This window comes from Cupriavidus sp. UYPR2.512 (assembly GCF_000379565.1).
Taxonomy (GTDB): Bacteria; Pseudomonadota; Gammaproteobacteria; order Burkholderiales; family Burkholderiaceae; genus Cupriavidus.
Genome location: NZ_KB902854.1, coordinates 21,768 through 37,847 on the forward strand (window position 1 = coordinate 21,768; position 16,080 = coordinate 37,847).

Here is a 16,080-nt window from a genome sequence, read left to right on the forward strand (position 1 = left end):
GGTCTCCGTGGTCTTGTCGTAGGGTCTTCGTGCCGGCGGCGACCGTGCCGCCGGCATGGTCAGGCCTTCTGCTGCTGCAGCGGTTCGAGGATCGCGCGCGCAATGGTGTTGCGCTGGATCTCGCTGGTGCCGGTGAAGATGCGGAACATGCGCAGCTTGCGGAAGGTCTGCTCCACCGGGTGGCCGCGCGTGACGCCGACATTGCCGTGGATCTGCACGGCCTTGTCCGCCACCTCGAAGCAGCGCTCCGAGACAAAAAGCTTGCACGCCGCGGCCTTCATGCGCAGATCGGCGCCGGCATCGGCCAGCGCGGCGGTATGCGTGATCATGCTTTCGCAGGCCCACAGCGCGGCGGCCATGTCGGCCAGCATGTGCTGGATCGCCTGGAAGCGCGCGATCGGGCCGCCGAACTGGCGGCGCTGGCCGGCGTATGCCACCGACGATTCATACGCCTTGGTGGCCAGCCCCAGCATGCTGGGGCAGTGCAGCAGGCGGTTCACGTTGATGCGCGACATGCCCAGCCTGAAGCCGTTGCCTTCGCCGCCAAAGATATTGGCGCGCGGCACGCGCACGTTCTCGAAGCGGATGTCGCCGTCGATATGCTGGCCCGACATCGGCACATACTCGTTGCTTACCGTCACGCCGGGCAGGTCCAGGTCGACCAGCACGGCGGTGATGGCCGGCGGCGTGGTGGTGGCGTCAGTCACGCACATGACGATGGCAAAGTCCGCGAACGGCGCGCCGCTGATGTAGTGCTTGCCGCCATTGATGACCAGCACATCGCCATCGGCCACGGCCGAGGTCCTGATGCTTTGCGCGTCGGAGCCGGAATGCGTTTCCGTCAGTGCGAAGCAGGTCGATTTCTCGCCGCGGATCACGGGCTCGAAGTAGCGCTTGAGCTGGTCCGGGGTGGCGTACTTGAGCATATTGCCCACGCGCGGCGGACCGCCCAGGTCGCCCAGCACGTGCGCGGCCAGGGTGGAGCCGCTGGCGGCCAGGTCGGCCTTGAGCGCGCATTGCTCCTGGATGTTCAGGCCCTTGCCGCCGAGCGATGTCGGCAGGCAGGCGGCGTAGAAGCCCAGCTCGCTGGAGCGGCGCCAGACATTGCGCAGGGTCTCGCGCGGCCATGGGTCTTCAGAACCCAGGCCAAGTTCCTGTTCCAGCGGGCGCAGCTCTTCGTCGATAAAGCGGCGGATGCCGGCGCGGGTTTCCAGCAGTACGGGATTGGTCAGGTGATCGAACATGGCGGGCTCCTTCAGTTCACGCGGCGCCCGACGCCTTGCCAGTAGCGTTCGCGCACGATTTTGCGGGCCAGCTTGCCGCTGGCGTTCTTGGGCAGCTCGGCGACAAAGTCCACCGAGCGCGGCGACTTGTAGTCGGCAATGCGCTCGCGGCAGTGCGCGATTAGCTGCTGCGCGGTGGCCTCGCGCCCGGGGCGCAGCGTGACCACGGCCTTGACGCTTTCGCCCCAGGTGTCGTCCGGCACGCTGATGACGCAGGCTTCCAGCACGTCGGGGTGCTGGTACAGCGTGGCTTCCACTTCGGTCGGATAGACGTTGAAGCCGCCGGAGATGATCATGTCCTTCTTGCGGTCCACCAGGTACAGGTAGCCGGCCTCGTCCACGCGCGCCATGTCGCCGGTGTGCAGCCAGCCGTCGATGACGGTCTCGCGCGTCAGCCCGGGCTCGTTAAAGTAGCCGTGGAACACGTCTTCGCCGCGGATCACCAGTTCGCCGATCTCGCCCACGGCGACCTCCTTGCCTTGCTCGTCGACCACGCGCACTTCAGTCTCGCCCAGGGCGCGGCCGCAGGAGGCCAGGCGCTCAGGATGGTTGGCGATGGCGTCGGCATGGTCGGTGGTGGACAGGCGCGTCACGCCAGAGGTCGATTCGCTGGCGCCATAGCCCTGCGACAGGATCGGGCCGATGCGCTCCCAGGCCTCGCGGATGCGTGCCGGCGCCATCGGGGCGGCACCGTAGGCCAGGGTCTTCAGGCTGGACAGGTCGGCCTGCGCCAGCGTGGGCTCGGCCAGCAGCATGTTGATCATGGCCGGGACCATGAACACGTGGGTGATGCGCAGCCGCGCCACCTCGGCCAGGAAGTGCGCGGGCTCGAATTTCTCGAACAGCACCAGCGTGGCGCCCTGGTACAGGTAGGGCTGCATCAGCATGCCGGAGGCGTGCGTGACCGGCCCGATCAGGGCCAGCCGGTCGCCGGGGCGGGCCGGGCGGTCCATGCCGGACACCATCTTGCGCAGCGCCGCCATGCGGTTGCCGTAGCTCTGCATGGCGGCCTTGATCTTGCCGGTGGAGCCGGACGAGAAGTGCAGCACGGCCAGGTCGTCGGGGGCAGGGGTGATGTCCGGTGGCGTGGTGCCTGCGTTGGCCAGCAGCGCTTCATATTCCACATAGCCCGCCGGCGCATCGCCGATGGCGATAAAGGTCTCGATGCTGCCGAAGCCGGCCGTGGTGCGCGCATAGCCGGTGTAGCCGGGGCCGGCGATCAGCACGCGCGGGGTGCAGTTCTCGACCACGTCGCTGGCCTCGGCCGCGGTGAAGCGCGGGTTGAGCGCTGCCTTGACCAGTCCGGCCTTGTACAGCGCGCACTCCAGTTCGACCAGCTCCGGCCGGTTGCGCGACTGCACCGCGACGCGTTCGCCGGGCTGCAGGCCCAGTGCCAGCAGCGCATTGGCCAGGCGCGTGGAGCGTTCGTCCAGCTGGCGATAGGTCACCTCCCGGTCCTGATAGAGGATGGCGGGCTGGTCGCCCCAGTAGCGCGCGGCGCGGCGCAGGAAATACGCGAAACCCATGCTGTCTCCGTTGATGCTTGATGATCCTGGCGAGCGCTTTTACGTGTGCTCGTGCGCTGTAGTCTGTAAGATGACAGGCATCACCACAATGAGGCGTTGGCTATAAAGCCATAACCATCAGGAATGTGAGGCAATGGAGACGCGGGATATCGAATACATCCTCGCCGTGGCGGCGCACGGCGGCATCGGCCGTGCCGCCGACGCGCTGGGCATCAGCCAGCCGGCGCTGACCAAGGCAGTGCAGCGGGTGGAGACGCAGGCGGGGCTGCCGCTGTTCGAGCGCACCGCGAACGGCATGACCGCCACCTACGCCGGCACGCGCTTCCTGGAACGGGCGCGGCGCATCCAGCTGGAATACGAGGACGGCATCAAGGAGATGCTGGGCATCCGCACCGGCGAGCAGGGCATCCTGCGCGTGGGCTATTCGCCGTCGATCCCGGGCAGCCTGATCCTGGGCGCTTGCCGGCAACTGGTGCGCGAGCGGCCCGTGGCACGGCTGCGGCTACGCCGCAGGCTGGCGCGGGACCTGCTGGACCTGCTTGCGGCCGGGGAACTGGATGTCGCGGTGGCGCCGGCGCCTTCGGCAGCCTCATCAACTACCTTTGCGGTGCAGCCGCTCTTCGACGACCGGCTGGTGGTGGTGGCTGACGAAGGCCATGCCTTGCTGCAGCGGCGCAAGCTGCGGCTGGCGGACCTGGCGGACCAGGAATGGCTGCTGCCCGAAGGGCATATCACGCTGCGCCAGCAGGTCGACGCGGCGTTCCGCCAGCGCGGCCTGCCGGCGCCGCAGCCGCGCATCGAGATCGACTTTGGCAGCAGTTCGCTGTTTGCGCTGATGCAGGGCACGCAGATGCTGAGCATCGCCAATGAAGGCGGCGATGCCATGCAGCACGGTCTGCGTGTGCTGCCGCTGGGCGTGGAAGAACTGGACCTGCGCCGGAACATCGGCGTGATCTCGCGCGAGGGCGCCTACCTGTCGCCGCTGGCGCAGCGCCTGACGGTGCTGCTGCGCGAGCACAGCCGCTGAGCCGTCAGGCCCCGGGCAAGCGGCTACTGCAGCGGAATCTTCGCCACGGTTGCCAGCCGCTTCCAGCGCTGGATCTCGTCCTTCTGGTACTGCAGCATCTCGGCCGGCGACGACAGGATCAGCTTGGTCGACTGGCGCGTGTAGTACTCGCGCACATCCTGGGCGTTGCCGGCCTGCGCAAACAGGTCCTGCAGCCGCTTCACCACCGCCGGCGGCGTCTTTGCCGAGACCGCCGCGGCCACCCAGTTGTAGGCCAGGAAGTCAGACAGGCCGGCTTCGACGATGGAGGGCACCTCCGGCAGCAGCGGCGAGCGCTGCGGCGCGGTGAAGGCCAGCGCGCGGACCTTGCCGCCACGGACCAGTTCGATGGCGCCGGTGGCATCCACCACGGCGAAGTCGACATTGGCCGCCATCACGCCGTTGATGGCATCGCCCGCCCCCTTGTACGGCACGGCGGTGGTCTTGATGCGGGCCAGTTCGTTGAGCCACTCGGAGTAGAGCGTGTAGGAGATCGAACCCGAGCCATAGTTGAGCGCACCAGGGCGCTTGCGGGCATCTTCCAGCAGTTCGGCCAGGGTGCGGTAGGGCGAGCTTGCCGGCACGATGATCACGCATGGCCCGCGCGACAGCAGCGTAATCGGCGCGAAGTCCGTCAACGGGTCATATGGCAGCTTGCGGAAGGTGGCGGCATTGGTCGACAGCGTGGAATTGCTGCCGATAAAGACGGTGTAGCCGTCGGCCGGCGCGTTCAGCGCGGTCTGCACGCCGATAAAACCGTTGCCGCCAGGCTTGTTCTCCACCACCACGCCCTGGCCGGTCAGCTCGCCGATCTTCTTGGCGAACATGCGCGCGGTGGTGTCGGTGCCGCTGCCGGAAGGGAAGGGCACGATGAAGCGGATCGGGCGGGCGGGGAAGGCGTCGGCGGACTCGGCGGCGGGCGCCGCCAGCGGCGTGGCGGTGCCGATGGCCGCCAGCGCGGCGGCAGCCAGTCCGAGGAAGCGGCGGCGGGAACGGAAAGCCTGTTGCATGGTGTCTCCTAAGTGGAAAGCCCGGCGTGTTCCCGCCGGTGCAAGGGGATAAACGAGGGCTTAGCGGCGCAGGCCGAGCAGGTCGCGGGCAATCACCCAGCGGTGTACCTCGCTGGGCCCTTCGTAGATGCGCATCAGACGGGTCTCGTTGGCCATCTGCTGCAGCGGCAGCTCCTTGGTCATGCCCATCGCACCGAAGGTCTGCATGGCATGGTCGATCACGTCCCAGGCCATCTCGGTGGCGAACACCTTGATCATCGATACCTGCGTGCGGGCCTCGTCGCCGGCGTCGATGCGGCTGGCGGCTTCGTAGGTCATCAGGCGGCAGGCGTGGATGCGGGTGGCGGCGTCGGCCACCCACCACTGGATCGCCTGGCGCTGCGCCAGCGGCGCGCCGAAGGTCTGGCGCTGCGGCGCGTACTCGCAGATCATGTCCAGCGCCCGCTGCGCCCGGCCGATGCACCACGCGGCCATCTGCACGCGGCGCGTGGACAGCCGCGCCTGCATCGGCGCAAAGCCCTGGCCCTCGGTGCCCAGCAGCTGCGAGGCGGGGATGCGGCAGTCTTCCAGCACCACCTCGTAAGTCGATGCGCCGCCGATCATCGGGATGCGGCGCTCCACGCGCAAGCCGGGCGTGCCGCGCTCGACGATAAAGGCCGAGATGCCGCCGCGCGCGCCCTTGGCCTTGTCGGTCACGGCCATGACGATGGTCCAGTCGGCGCCTGCCGCGCGGCTGATCCAGATCTTGCGGCCGTTGAGCACCCATTGGTCGCCGTCGCGTTCGGCGCGCGTGGTCATCATGGCGGGATCGCCGCCGGCACCGGGTTCGGAAATGGCGATGGCCGACACGGTCTCGCCGCGCGCGTAAGGGGCCAGGTAGCGCTCACGCTGGGCCTCGCTGGCGCTCAGCATCAGCATGCGCAGGTTGGGCGAGTCCGGCGGCAGTTCATAGGGCGTGATGGTCTTGCCCAGTTCTTCGTTGACGCCCACCATCGCCACCGTGGGCAGGTCGGCACCGCCCATCTCGGTGGGCGCATCCAGGCCCCACAGGCCCAGTTCGCGCGACATCGCGTCAAGCCGCGCGTGCTCTTCCGGCAGCAGCGTCATCTGCCCGCCGGCGGCTTCGCGCGCCAGCACCGTGGGTTCCAGCGGGATCAGCTGCTCGCGCACAAAGCGCGCGACCAGGTCCTTGAGCATCCGGTGTTCTTCGTCCAGTTCAAAGTTCATGCCTGTCTCCTGCTGATTGGTTATCGCTGGCTGGCGCCTTGCGCGAGGCCCAGCTCCTGCAGGACTTCGGCGGTGTGTTCGCCCAGCCCCGGCGCATGGCGGCGCAGCGACAGCGGCGTGGCGGAGAAGCGCGCGGCGGGGCGCACTTCGCGCAGCGGGCCTTCGGTGGGGTGCTGCGTTTCCTGGAACAGGCCGACGGCGCGCAGGTGCGGGTGGTCGACCAGTGCGTCCAGGCCGTAGATCGGCGTGGCGGGGATGTCGAGCGACTCGAACAGTGCCATCCATTCGTCGGTGGTGCGCGCCGGCGTCAGTTCGGCCAGGTGCCCGTACAGCGCGCGGATATTGGCGTTGCGCTGCGCGCGGTCGGCCACCTCGTAGCGCTCGGCCAGGTCGTCGCGGCCGACCGCGCGGAAGAAGGCTTGCCAGTGGCGCTCAGTGTAGGGCAGGGCGCAGATCCAGCCGTCGCGGGTCGGCGCGGGGCGGCGCCCGCCTTGCAGCAGGCGGGCGTAGCCGGCACCGGCGGGCGCGGGCTCGAAGGTCAGGCCGCCCAGGTGCTCGGCCATCACGAACGCGGTCATGGTCTCCAGCATCGGCACCTCCACCGACTGGCCGACGCCGTGGCGCTCGCGGTACAGCAGAGCTGCCAGCACAGCGTTGGCCAGTGCCAGCCCGGTGGTCTTGTCGGCGATCAGGCTGGGCACGTACTCGGGGCGATCGCCGGTGATGGAACCCAGTGCGACCAGCCCGCAGCCGGCCTGGATGATGTCGTCGAAGGCCGGCTTGTCGCGGTGCGGGCCGTCCTGGCCGAAGCCGGTGGCCACGCAGTAGACGATGCGCGGGTTAATGCGCGCCACCTCGGCATAGCCGAAGCCCAGCCGCTCGATCGCGGCTACGCGCATGTTGTGCACCAGAACGTCGGCGCTGGCTATCAGCTCGCGCAGCGCCTTGGCGCCCTCAGGGGTCTTCAGGTCGAGCACTACCGAGCGCTTGTTGCGGTTCAGCGCCAGGTAGATCGAGCTCATGCCCGCGTGCTGCGAGACGCCGTTGGCGCGCATCAGGTCGCCCTCGGGCCCTTCGATCTTGATCACGTCGGCGCCAAAGTCGGCCAGCACCTGCGTGGCCAGCGGCCCGAGTACGACCGCGGTGAGATCCAGCACGCGGATGCCGTCCAGCGGGCCGGCCGGCGTGGCGCGGGGGTCTTGTTCGCTCATCAGGCCCACTCCTTCAACGGCGCTTGAAAACAGGGGCGCGGCGCGCGGCCATGGCGGCGACGCCCTCGCGGAAGTCTTCGCTGCGGAACTGCCCGTGCTGGATCGCCAGCTCGCGCTGGTTGATCTCGGCGATGCGGTCGGCCAGCCCTTCGCGCAGCGTGGCGCGCGTGGTTTCCACGGCCAGCGGGGCAGAAGCGGCGATCTCTTGCGCCAGGGCCATGGCGCGGGCACTGACCTGCGCCTTTTCCACCAGTTCGTCGGCCAGGCCGATCTCGACGGCGTCGGTGCCGGTGATGCGCCGGCCGGTGTAGAACAGCAGCGCGGCCTGCTGCTCGCCCACCAGCCGCGGCAGCGTCAGGCTCATGCCGAAACCGGGGTGAAAGCCCAGCCGGTTGAAGTTGGCGCTGAAGCGCGCCTCGGCGCAGGTCACGCGGAAGTCCGCCACCAGCGCCAGCCCCATGCCGGCGCCGATGGCGGCGCCTTCCACCGCGGCCACGATCGGCTTGCGGTTGCGGTAGAGCCTCATCGCATGCGCGTAGAAGCCGCCCGGATCGTTGGCGACCTCGCCCTGGCCGGCGCCGCTGAAGTCGGCGCCGGCGCAGAACGCGCTGACGCCGGATGCCAGCACGATGGCGCGGCAGTCGTGGTCGTCGTCCAGCGCCTGCAGGGCGTCGGCCAGGCGCCGCATGATGTCGGCATCGACAAAATTGTGCGGCGGGCGGGACAGGACGATGCGGGCTACGTGGCCTTCATGGGTGACCTGGATATTGGCGTCGGTTGACATGCGGGGCGCTCCTCCGTGGTGGGCCGGCTTGGGGCCGGGATGCACACAGTATTCGCGCCGCGCGGCCGTACCGCTATACTCGAATTTCAGTAACTGAAATTATTGACGATGCCGGACGCCGTCTTGCCAGAGCCCTCCACCCGCCGCGTCACGCACCAGACCGGCCGCTTTACCCGTGACACCGCTGGCAGCCAGTCGCTGGAGCGCGGGCTGGTGCTGCTGCGGGCCTTCCGCGTTGGCACCACCAGCCTGACCAATGCCGAACTGGCGCTGCGCACCGGCCTGCCGCGCCCCACCGTCAGCCGGCTGACGCGCTCGCTGGTGGATGCCGGCTTCCTGCGCTATGACGTGAACGAACGCGCCTACCGGCTGGCGCCGGTGGTGCTGAGCCTGGCCGATGCCTTCCACCAGTCCAGCCGCGCGCCAGACATTGCGCTGCCGCTGATGCGCAAGGTGGCCGAGGCCGGCAAGGTCAACGTGGGTCTGGCCGTGGGCGACCATCTGGAGATGGTGTACCTGGCGTCGATCCGGCACAGCCGCGACAGCGTGTCGCGCACGCGTCGTGTGGTGCCGGGAACACGCGTGCCGATGGAGATGACGGCGATCGGGCTGTCATGGCTGGCAGCGCAGCCTGAGGGGGGGAGGGAGGATCTGCTGGCCGGCATCGCCGCGCGCCAGGGCGAGGCCTGGGCTGGCATGCGGGCGCAGGTGCTGCGCAGCATTGCGCAGGCGCAGCGGCGCGGCTATTGCACCGCGGCCTACCAGCCCGGGCACCTGCTGGCCGTGGGGGCCGCATTCTCTGGGCCGGACCAGCAGCTGTACGGGCTCAATATCAGCTTCCCGTTCAACGAGAGCGAGCGCAGCCGCGACAATGCCCGCTATGCGGCCCAGCTGGCGCGGCTGGTGGCGGACATCCAGGAGGCCTGGCGCCGCGCCACCGGATAATCTGGACTCAGTACACCGACGGCATGCCTGCGGGCCGGTTCTTGAAGCGCCGGTGGATCCAGTAATACTGCTCCGGCATGGTGGCGATCTGGGTTTCGAGGAAGGCATTCATGCGGCGCGCATCTTCCTCAACGCTGCCTGAGGGAAAGCCTTCCAGCGGGTCGAATATGCGCAGCCGGTAGCCGCGGTAGTCGGGCAGCACTTCGGTGGTGAATGGCACCACGCGCGCGCCGGTCATGCCGGCCAGGCGCGAGGCCGAAGTCAGCGTGCAGGCCGGCACGCCAAAGAACGGCACAAACACCGAATCGTTGATGCCGAAATCCATGTCCGACGCCAGCATCACCGGGCAGCCGGCGCGCAGCGTGCGCACCACCTGCTTGCCGCTGCCGCTGCGCGGGATCATCTCGGCGCCAAAGCGACCGCGCTGCGTGCGCGAGATTTCTTCCAGCATCGTGCTGGACATCCTGGTGTACAGCGAGGCCACCGGGTGGCGCATCGAATAGAACATGCAGCCGGCCTCGATGCCGACGAAATGGAAGCCCATGAAGATGGTCGGATGCTCCGCGCACGAGGCCAGGTCGATGCGCGTGTCCAGTTCCACCAGCTTGCCCAGGCGCTCGGCGCTGCCGAACCACTGCACGCCGCGCTCCAGGTAGCTGCGCAGGACGTGGCCGAAGTGGTTCCGTGCCAGCTTGTCCCGCGTGTCTGCATCCATGTCCGGGAAGCACAGGGACAGGTTGGTATGGACAATGCGCCGGCGGCGGCTGGGGATGCGATACAGCAGCTTGCCGATCGCATCGCCCAGGCGTGCGGTGACACCGTACGGCAGGGCGGCGACGAGCTTGAAGACTGCGATGGTGAGCGCGGCCTGGAGCCGGTGTTTCATGAATATCCTAGGGAGCGGCAGCGGCGGCTGGGACAATGGCCCCGGGCAGGCGGCTGCGCGGCAATAATTCGGCGCCACCGGCTGGTGGCGAACGGGATGCACGCGAACGACAGGAAGAGCGAGGGCCGGCCCCCGGCACGTGCCTGGCGCCTGGCGCGGCACGGTGTGCGCGTCGCGGGCTGATAAAGCAAGGCGCGGCGCGCGGGCTGATGGGCGGCGTGGGTGCGCTATGCGTGGCTGCGCAAACTTTTTCCGAAGGGCGCACTGTAGCACGACGGGCCGCTGCCCGGCGATGACGGTTACTACCAGTAGCAAACCAAGCGAGATTATTGCAGCGCCTGCGGGATTCCGCGGAAATGCCCTGGCAGGGGCAGGGCATTTCTGACTGTGGCGGTGCGGTCCGGAGAAAGGAAAATGGCGCGGAATAATACGCGCGGACGGCGTCGCCACGCCTGCAATAATGACCGGCGGATTATCCGGGAGGAATTGCTCAGGGCTTTTTCAACTCGCCCAGATAGTAATTGACCTCGGCCAGCAATGCGCGGTGGAATTCCGCCGGCAGGACATGGTCATCGGTCAGCGACATCAACTGGTTAATGCGCTGGCGGAAGCGCTGCTCGGCGCTGGCGCGCGCCGCTGGCGGCAGGCCCGTGGTCAGCGAGCACAGCAGCTCGCGCATCACCAGCAGGCGCGCACCATACTGGATCATGGCATCGCCTTGTGTCTTGAGGTTTTGCGCCAACTGTTCCGGCATCGATTTGCCCGGCTCGCCAGGCGTAGCCGGCGCGGGAGTTGCGGCGGCGTTGTGGTCATTCTTGTCGGGCGCGGCCGCGCCGGTCTTTTTTCCAAGCATAGTGATCCTGAACATGGGCGAGGCTCCCTGGTACAAGCGGGGCCGGCCTGAAACGCCGGCGGCCTGGATGGCAGAAGCACTCATCATGGAAGTCTGCCGTGCACCGGACTGTGCGGCGGCAGACACTGGGACGCCCAGCGCGGCGTCAGCCGGCCAACGCAGCCGGCGCGGGTTTGCGGCCCTTGCCTGCGCGCGCCGGCGGCAGGCATAGCCCGCAGACGTAGCGGTGGCGCGCATCGTCGGCCTGCACGACGTACTCACCCCCGCAGTCCCTGCAGCGCGCCAGTTGCAGCATGCCGCGCTCATAGAAGCGCACCAGCGTCCAGGCGCGGGTAAAGCTCAGCTGCGCGGCCTCGCCGGTGGCGCACAGCTGTTCGCGGTACATGCGGTAGCTGGACAAGACCGCGCGGATCCCGTCCAGGCCGCCGCGGCTGGTCATGAAGCGGTAGGCGCCAAGCAGCATCGAGGCATGGGCATTCGGGCGCCAGGTGACAAACCAGTCCGTGGAGAACGGCAACATGCCCTTGGGCGGCGATACCCCGCACAGCTCCTTGTACAGCCGGATCAGCCTCACGCGTGGCAGCGACACTTCGGATTCCAGCACCTGCAGGCGGGCGCCCAGGCCGATCATCTCGATCGCCAGGCGGATCTGCTCAACATCCTGCAGCATGCTCTTGCCGGGAAGCGGGGGCCTGGCGCGCGGAACCGGGGCCGGTGAGCCGGCCACAGCCATGCCGGCGATATCGTGTACATCCATGGGTCTCCTCCTGGGATATATCGGAAATGGGCGCGGGCAAAATGCCGGTTGCTGATCCGGCTTGCCCGAGCCTGTCTCCGATAACCATGACCCGGCGGGTCACCGTGCGCGGCACGGTCTCTCGCGGGTCCGGGGCTTAGGTTTCTCGTAGTCGAGGAGGATTTTTGGATCGATCAGGAAGTTATAACCATGACATGCATCAACAATCATATTTTCACGATTATTGTGTGTCATGCACGTCGCCCGGATTTGACCATCCCTACCCCGGTGTAGGAGAAGTGCCCGCACGTAATCGGACTGGCGCCGATTTCATTGGCGGGCCCGTGGACTACGCTGCAAGAACACCAACGGCGGAGCGATCCATGGCTGCGAACTTCCTGATCAGGCAGACGGCGCAAGGCTGGGAACTGACGGTCGAAAGTGCCCGCAAGGGCCTGGTGCACTGCGAGGATCGCGAAATCGCCGTCAGCATCGGCCTGGCCGCGGCCAGGCGGCGTGGCGTCGGGCTGATCGTGCAGGAAGAAGAGGGCGGCAATGGCATTTCGCGCGGCATCACACCGCTGGCTGCCTGAACGGGCCCGTCCCGCCCCGTAGCGCGGTACGGCCCTGGCGTGCCATCAGAACACCCCAAGCCCCAACCCCGCCGCCAACCCCTCACCCAACTCCGCGCAACGCGCCAGGTCCCCGGCTTCGATGTGCTTGGGCGCAAGGATGCGCTCCGGCGTCTGCGCATGCGTACAGACGATCAGCCCCGGCGCCACGCCGTTGAGCCGCCAGCCGGTGGCGATCCGGTCGATCTGGCGCAGCGCATTCTCGCCATCGCTGCCGGCGCAGATCATGGTGGCGTAGGGGCGGCCGTTGATGCGGTCCAGCGCGGCGTAATAGCAGCGGTCGAAGAAGTCCTTCATCATCCCTGCCATGGCGGCCAGGTTCTCCGGTGTGGCGAACAGGTAGCCATCGGCGGCAAGGACATCGTCCGGGCCGGCCTCGGCAGCCGTCTTGAGCACGACCGTGACGCCGGGCTGCTGGCGGGCCGCGTCAGCGGCGGCCTCGGCCATCTGGCGGGTGCCTCCGGTCATGGTGTGATAGACGATCAGCAGCGTTTTCATGCTTGCGTGTGGGCTGTGTGCCGTACCTTGATGACTGTATCACGCGGGTCGGCGACGACAGTTATCGTAGAATCCGGGGCAGCGCATCCTGCGCGCCTGGCGCACGTGCCACCCCTCCATGCCGAAAGCCAAAGCCCCCGCCATTGACCGTTCCGCCAGCGAGCAGGCCATCCAGTTGCTGGATGCCGCCACCGATCATGTCCTTGCCAATGGCCTGGGCGATCTCTGTTCCATAAAATGTGCTCAAAGTTGAGCATTGGATTTATCCGCACTTCGTTGACGCGGCTTGCGCCGCCCAACTGAAGCCACCTGACGCTCAGTTGCGCCGGAGGAGCGCGCGAGCAGAATCTGCTTCACCTGGAGGTGAGGCATGTACCGGGTGATTTCCCGGTCGTGAATCCTGTTCCGCACGTTCCGCGCAGCATTGGTGTCCGCCTGAAGAACGTCCCCGTTGACACGGTAAAACTTGTCGCCCTCGCGCTTGCCTTCCAGCAAGCCCGTGAACGAGTCCATTTGCGACGTGTAGGCGGCGTTGACGACGACGTGCGTCGCTCCACGCTGCGTGCAAACTTCATCGAGCGCTTGAGCCAGTACACCTTTGGCCCATGCGCTCATGCGGCGGTTGTAGTTCCGCCACTGCCCCCTTCGCTTGATGGCAGAGGCCAAGTCTTCCGAACCGACCACCGCCGCCTTACCCACGATTGTATGCGCGGACTGGTAGGCAATCGTGCGCAACCGCTGCTTCGTGCGGTCCCTGCGCGCCTGCAATTTCACGCATCCGAGGTTGCACTTCCTGATGCGCTCGGCCTTGGCGATGCGACCGGCTTCGCGATGGGCCTTTTCAAGGGCATGCAGCCGGTTTCGTGCTTTGCCGGTCTTCGAAACCTGGTTGCTGTAAGCGCTCAGCACAGCGCCGAACGTCTGCCCATGATGCTCGCCATCTGAGTCGGCGAAGGCCTCCGTGTAACCTTTGTCGACGCCAATTTCCCCTGTGCCGCAGGGGAGCCCTTCGGCCTTCGCTGTAGCGAAGTGGATCTCGACCGCGTCACTCTTCACGATCACACGCAGGTTGCAACCCGTGAGGTCGACGTTCTTGCCGTTGCTGTTCGTCGTGAGCTCGATCGGAGGGCCGTATTGCCTGGCGATGTGTATGGTGATGACAAGGTGTCCGTTTCTGACGCGGCTCTCATGCTTGTCCGAGCGGACGATGAACTGATTGTCGCAACGCGAAACGCCGTGCCGAAAGTACTTGCGCATCATCCGGTGCAGGTACTTGTCTTCGAGCCACTTGTCACTTTTGAGCAGAGTATAGAGCCGCTTTCGCTCTGCTTCGTCGGAGGTCCGCTTCGCGATGGCCTGTCGCACCTTCGCGCATGCGGCCGCCTTGTATGTCAAGATGTCGTTGACGGCGTCCTTCGTGGTCTCGGCTCGGATCGTGCCGTCCACCGCGAGCGATGCATACCAGCCGCCAGCAGTCACTTCCTTGCGGATGTCAGCCGCACTCTTGCCGACGTTCCCCAGCGCGCCGTAGCGACGCCAGAGGTCCGCTCGGACGAACGCCGTCGCCCTGCACACCGCGCGAAGCGCAGGAACGCACGAAGACGTCGCATAGAGAGTGCGGGTGACGGTTGTCATCCCAGAATTTCCTTCGGTTCCTTGCTACCCGGATAGTCTTCCTTGATCTGCTTCTTGTCCTTGCGCATGCCGTACAGGCGGCATGAGAACGTATGGACGATGGCAAGCAGGTCCTCAACCATTTCCTGCTCTGGCGACAGCGGTTCCTGATTAACCACGACGATCTCGCACCCGTTCTCGCGCGCAAGATGGTCGAGCAGGTCGAATCCGAAGCGAACGAGCCTATCTTTGTGGGCGATGAGAACTCGCTCAATCTCACCACGCTGGATGCGCTCAATCAGCACGAGGAAACGCTCGCGCTTGAAGTTCATGCCGCCGCCGACTTCCTGAATCCACTCGTCGACAGCATGCGCCAGCCCGGCAGTATTCCTCCATCGCCGCTACCTGAGATTGCAAGTCGTCGCGCTGCCCAGCGCTACTGACGCGGCAGTACACGACTGTCGATCGCTTCTCAGGTCCGCCGCCAAGCATCGCCCGAACATCGGACTCGTCAAAGTATCGATGCCCGGAAGGCAGGCGCTTAGCCGCCAGGATGCCCTCGCGCTCCCAGCGGCGCACCGTACTCGGAGCCCGTCCGATGCGCTTTGCGAAATCGTTGATCCGATAAACCTTACTCATGGCGAGTAATCATAGATAGGTTTGAGCAGGAATGAAGTATCAGTTGCTTTGCTCCTTGCGCAGTGTGGCGGATGCGTTTGGCACAAGCCATCGCATGCTGATCTACTACTTCAGCTCCGGGGATGGCTTCTGGCAGGCACTGTTGCCTCGCATCCGCCACGCGGAGCGGGGTCAGTCGAGCGTCACCCCCGTATCCGCCGTCAGCTTCAGCACCACCGGCAGGTACGCCTTGTACGCCGCCTCGGCCTGTGCCGGGGTGTTGCCAAGGGGTTCCGCGCCCATGTCCACGATGCGCCGCTGCATGTCGGCGCTGGCGACCAGGCTGGCGGTCTCGCGGCCCAGGCGGTTGATGATGTCCTGCGGCGTCCTGGCCGGTGCCATCAGGGTGATGGGGCCGGTCAGCCGGAACGGGTCGTCAGGGTAGCCGGCTTCCGCGAAGGTCGGCACGTCTGGCAGGCCCTGTGCGCGGCGCGTGCCGGTGACCGCGAGGGGCCGCAGCTTGCCGGTGGCGAAGTGTTGCTTGAGTGCGGTCACGGAGCCCACCGTCACGTTGACCTGGCCGGCGAGCAGGTCGGTCACCATCGGCCCTTCGCCGCGGTAGGGCACGTGCAGCATGTCCGCCTGGTATTGCCTGGCGACGTAGGTCTGGATCGTATGTGGCTGCGTGCCCGCGCCCCACGAGCCCATGCGCAGCTTGCCCGGCGATGCCCTGGCATAGGCCAGCAGTTCGGCAACGGTCTTGGCCGGCACGCTGCTGTTGACCGCCAGCACGGTGCGCGCGGTGGCGATGTCGGAGATCGGGCGCAGTTCAGTGCGCGGATCGTAGGGCAGCTTCTTGTACAGCGCCAGGTTGGACGTGATCGGGCCGGGAATGGTCATCAGCAGCGTATAGCCGTCAGGCGCCGACTTGGCGACGTAGTCGGTGCCGATGATGCCGCCGGCGCCGCCCTTGTTCTCCACCACCACCGTCTTGCCGATCTGGCGCGACAGGCCATCGCCGATGGTGCGCGCCAGCGTGTCGGTCAGCCCGCCCGGCGGGTAGGCAACGATCAGGTGGATGGGCTTGGCCGGGTAGGCGCCCTGTGCGCCGGCCGGGGCGGGCGCGGCGGCCAGGGCCAGCATGGTGAGCAGGGGCAGGGCGGCTTGCAGCAGCGGGCCGCGCAGCAGGGGGGCAGCGGTCATCATGATGGC

General features: G+C 67.0%; 16 protein-coding genes and 2 pseudogenes. 5 read left to right on the forward strand and 13 right to left on the reverse strand.

What is annotated here, in order from left to right:
• Window positions 1–59: 59 nt before the first annotated feature.
• Window positions 60–1,244, reverse strand: a complete 1,185-nt coding sequence (locus A3A5_RS0104810; protein ID WP_018309487.1) for an acyl-CoA dehydrogenase family protein — start codon at window positions 1,242–1,244, stop codon at window positions 60–62.
• A gap of 11 nt (window positions 1,245–1,255) precedes the next feature.
• A complete protein-coding gene (locus A3A5_RS0104815; RefSeq protein WP_018309488.1) occupies window positions 1,256–2,809 on the reverse strand; it encodes an AMP-binding protein in 1,554 nt (517 codons plus the stop codon).
• Between the two features lie 133 nt (window positions 2,810–2,942).
• On the opposite strand from A3A5_RS0104815, the gene A3A5_RS0104820 reads away from it, so the two are divergent.
• Window positions 2,943–3,836 (forward strand): LysR family transcriptional regulator, encoded by an 894-nt coding sequence (locus A3A5_RS0104820; RefSeq protein WP_018309489.1) that lies wholly within the window; start codon window positions 2,943–2,945, stop codon window positions 3,834–3,836.
• A gap of 23 nt (window positions 3,837–3,859) precedes the next feature.
• On the opposite strand, the gene A3A5_RS0104825 is transcribed toward A3A5_RS0104820, so the two are convergent.
• The 4 genes from A3A5_RS0104825 to A3A5_RS0104840 are packed head-to-tail and all read right to left on the reverse strand — an operon-like array spanning window position 3,860 to window position 8,086.
• Window positions 3,860–4,864: a tripartite tricarboxylate transporter substrate binding protein gene (locus A3A5_RS0104825; protein WP_018309490.1), complete on the reverse strand. Its 1,005-nt coding sequence runs from the start codon at window positions 4,862–4,864 to the stop codon at window positions 3,860–3,862.
• A gap of 60 nt (window positions 4,865–4,924) precedes the next feature.
• The gene (locus A3A5_RS0104830) at window positions 4,925–6,091 is read right to left on the reverse strand and encodes an acyl-CoA dehydrogenase family protein (RefSeq protein ID WP_018309491.1); all 1,167 of its coding nucleotides are present in this window, start codon (window positions 6,089–6,091) and stop codon (window positions 4,925–4,927) included.
• A 20-nt stretch (window positions 6,092–6,111) separates the two neighbouring features.
• Complete coding sequence (locus tag A3A5_RS0104835) at window positions 6,112–7,302, reverse strand: CaiB/BaiF CoA-transferase family protein (protein ID WP_018309492.1); 1,191 nt, start codon at window positions 7,300–7,302, stop codon at window positions 6,112–6,114.
• Window positions 7,303–7,315: 13 nt separating this feature from the next.
• Window positions 7,316–8,086, reverse strand: coding sequence for an enoyl-CoA hydratase/isomerase family protein (locus A3A5_RS0104840; protein WP_018309493.1), 771 nt, complete (start codon window positions 8,084–8,086; stop codon window positions 7,316–7,318).
• 123 nt (window positions 8,087–8,209) lie between these two features.
• Between A3A5_RS0104840 and A3A5_RS0104845 the strand changes: the two genes are divergently transcribed.
• Window positions 8,210–9,031 (forward strand): IclR family transcriptional regulator, encoded by an 822-nt coding sequence (locus A3A5_RS0104845; protein WP_232431263.1) that lies wholly within the window; start codon window positions 8,210–8,212, stop codon window positions 9,029–9,031.
• 7 nt (window positions 9,032–9,038) lie between these two features.
• On the opposite strand, the gene A3A5_RS0104850 is transcribed toward A3A5_RS0104845, so the two are convergent.
• The 3 genes from A3A5_RS0104850 to flhC all read right to left on the reverse strand — a co-directional run bounded on the left by A3A5_RS0104850 (window position 9,039) and on the right by flhC (window position 11,503).
• On the reverse strand, window positions 9,039–9,917 hold the full coding sequence (locus tag A3A5_RS0104850) for a lipid A biosynthesis lauroyl acyltransferase (protein WP_018309495.1): 879 nt from the start codon (window positions 9,915–9,917) through the stop codon (window positions 9,039–9,041).
• A gap of 490 nt (window positions 9,918–10,407) precedes the next feature.
• Window positions 10,408–10,785, reverse strand: a complete 378-nt coding sequence (locus tag A3A5_RS0104855) for a hypothetical protein (RefSeq protein WP_026200464.1) — start codon at window positions 10,783–10,785, stop codon at window positions 10,408–10,410.
• A 130-nt stretch (window positions 10,786–10,915) separates the two neighbouring features.
• Window positions 10,916–11,503, reverse strand: a complete 588-nt coding sequence (gene flhC / locus A3A5_RS0104860; RefSeq protein ID WP_051108481.1) for a flagellar transcriptional regulator FlhC — start codon at window positions 11,501–11,503, stop codon at window positions 10,916–10,918.
• 386 nt (window positions 11,504–11,889) lie between these two features.
• Here flhC and A3A5_RS0104865 point away from each other — a divergent pair, with 386 nt between their 5' ends.
• A complete protein-coding gene (locus A3A5_RS0104865) occupies window positions 11,890–12,099 on the forward strand; it encodes a hypothetical protein (protein WP_018309498.1) in 210 nt (69 codons plus the stop codon).
• 45 nt (window positions 12,100–12,144) lie between these two features.
• Here A3A5_RS0104865 and A3A5_RS0104870 read toward each other — a convergent pair whose 3' ends face one another.
• Window positions 12,145–12,636 (reverse strand): flavodoxin family protein, encoded by a 492-nt coding sequence (locus A3A5_RS0104870; protein ID WP_018309499.1) that lies wholly within the window; start codon window positions 12,634–12,636, stop codon window positions 12,145–12,147.
• A 118-nt stretch (window positions 12,637–12,754) separates the two neighbouring features.
• Here A3A5_RS0104870 and A3A5_RS45360 point away from each other — a divergent pair, with 118 nt between their 5' ends.
• The gene (locus A3A5_RS45360; RefSeq protein ID WP_255343414.1) at window positions 12,755–12,889 is read left to right on the forward strand and encodes a hypothetical protein; all 135 of its coding nucleotides are present in this window, start codon (window positions 12,755–12,757) and stop codon (window positions 12,887–12,889) included.
• Here the strand turns inward: A3A5_RS45360 and A3A5_RS0104875 are convergent.
• Both A3A5_RS0104875 and A3A5_RS37620 read right to left on the reverse strand, forming a co-directional pair.
• A complete protein-coding gene (locus tag A3A5_RS0104875) occupies window positions 12,880–14,271 on the reverse strand; it encodes a transposase (RefSeq protein ID WP_018309500.1) in 1,392 nt (463 codons plus the stop codon). The genes A3A5_RS45360 and A3A5_RS0104875 overlap by 10 nt on opposite strands.
• A pseudogene (locus A3A5_RS37620) lies at window positions 14,268–14,889 on the reverse strand (IS607 family transposase). Before A3A5_RS37620 ends, A3A5_RS0104875 begins: the two are co-directional and overlap by 4 nt.
• Before the next feature lie 52 nt (window positions 14,890–14,941).
• Between A3A5_RS37620 and A3A5_RS45555 the strand changes: the two are divergent.
• Window positions 14,942–15,058: pseudogene (locus tag A3A5_RS45555) on the forward strand (TetR/AcrR family transcriptional regulator); the annotation flags it as partial.
• Window positions 15,059–15,060: 2 nt separating this feature from the next.
• Here the strand turns inward: A3A5_RS45555 and A3A5_RS0104885 are convergent.
• Window positions 15,061–16,074: a tripartite tricarboxylate transporter substrate binding protein gene (locus A3A5_RS0104885; protein ID WP_018309501.1), complete on the reverse strand. Its 1,014-nt coding sequence runs from the start codon at window positions 16,072–16,074 to the stop codon at window positions 15,061–15,063.
• Window positions 16,075–16,080: the final 6 nt, after the last annotated feature.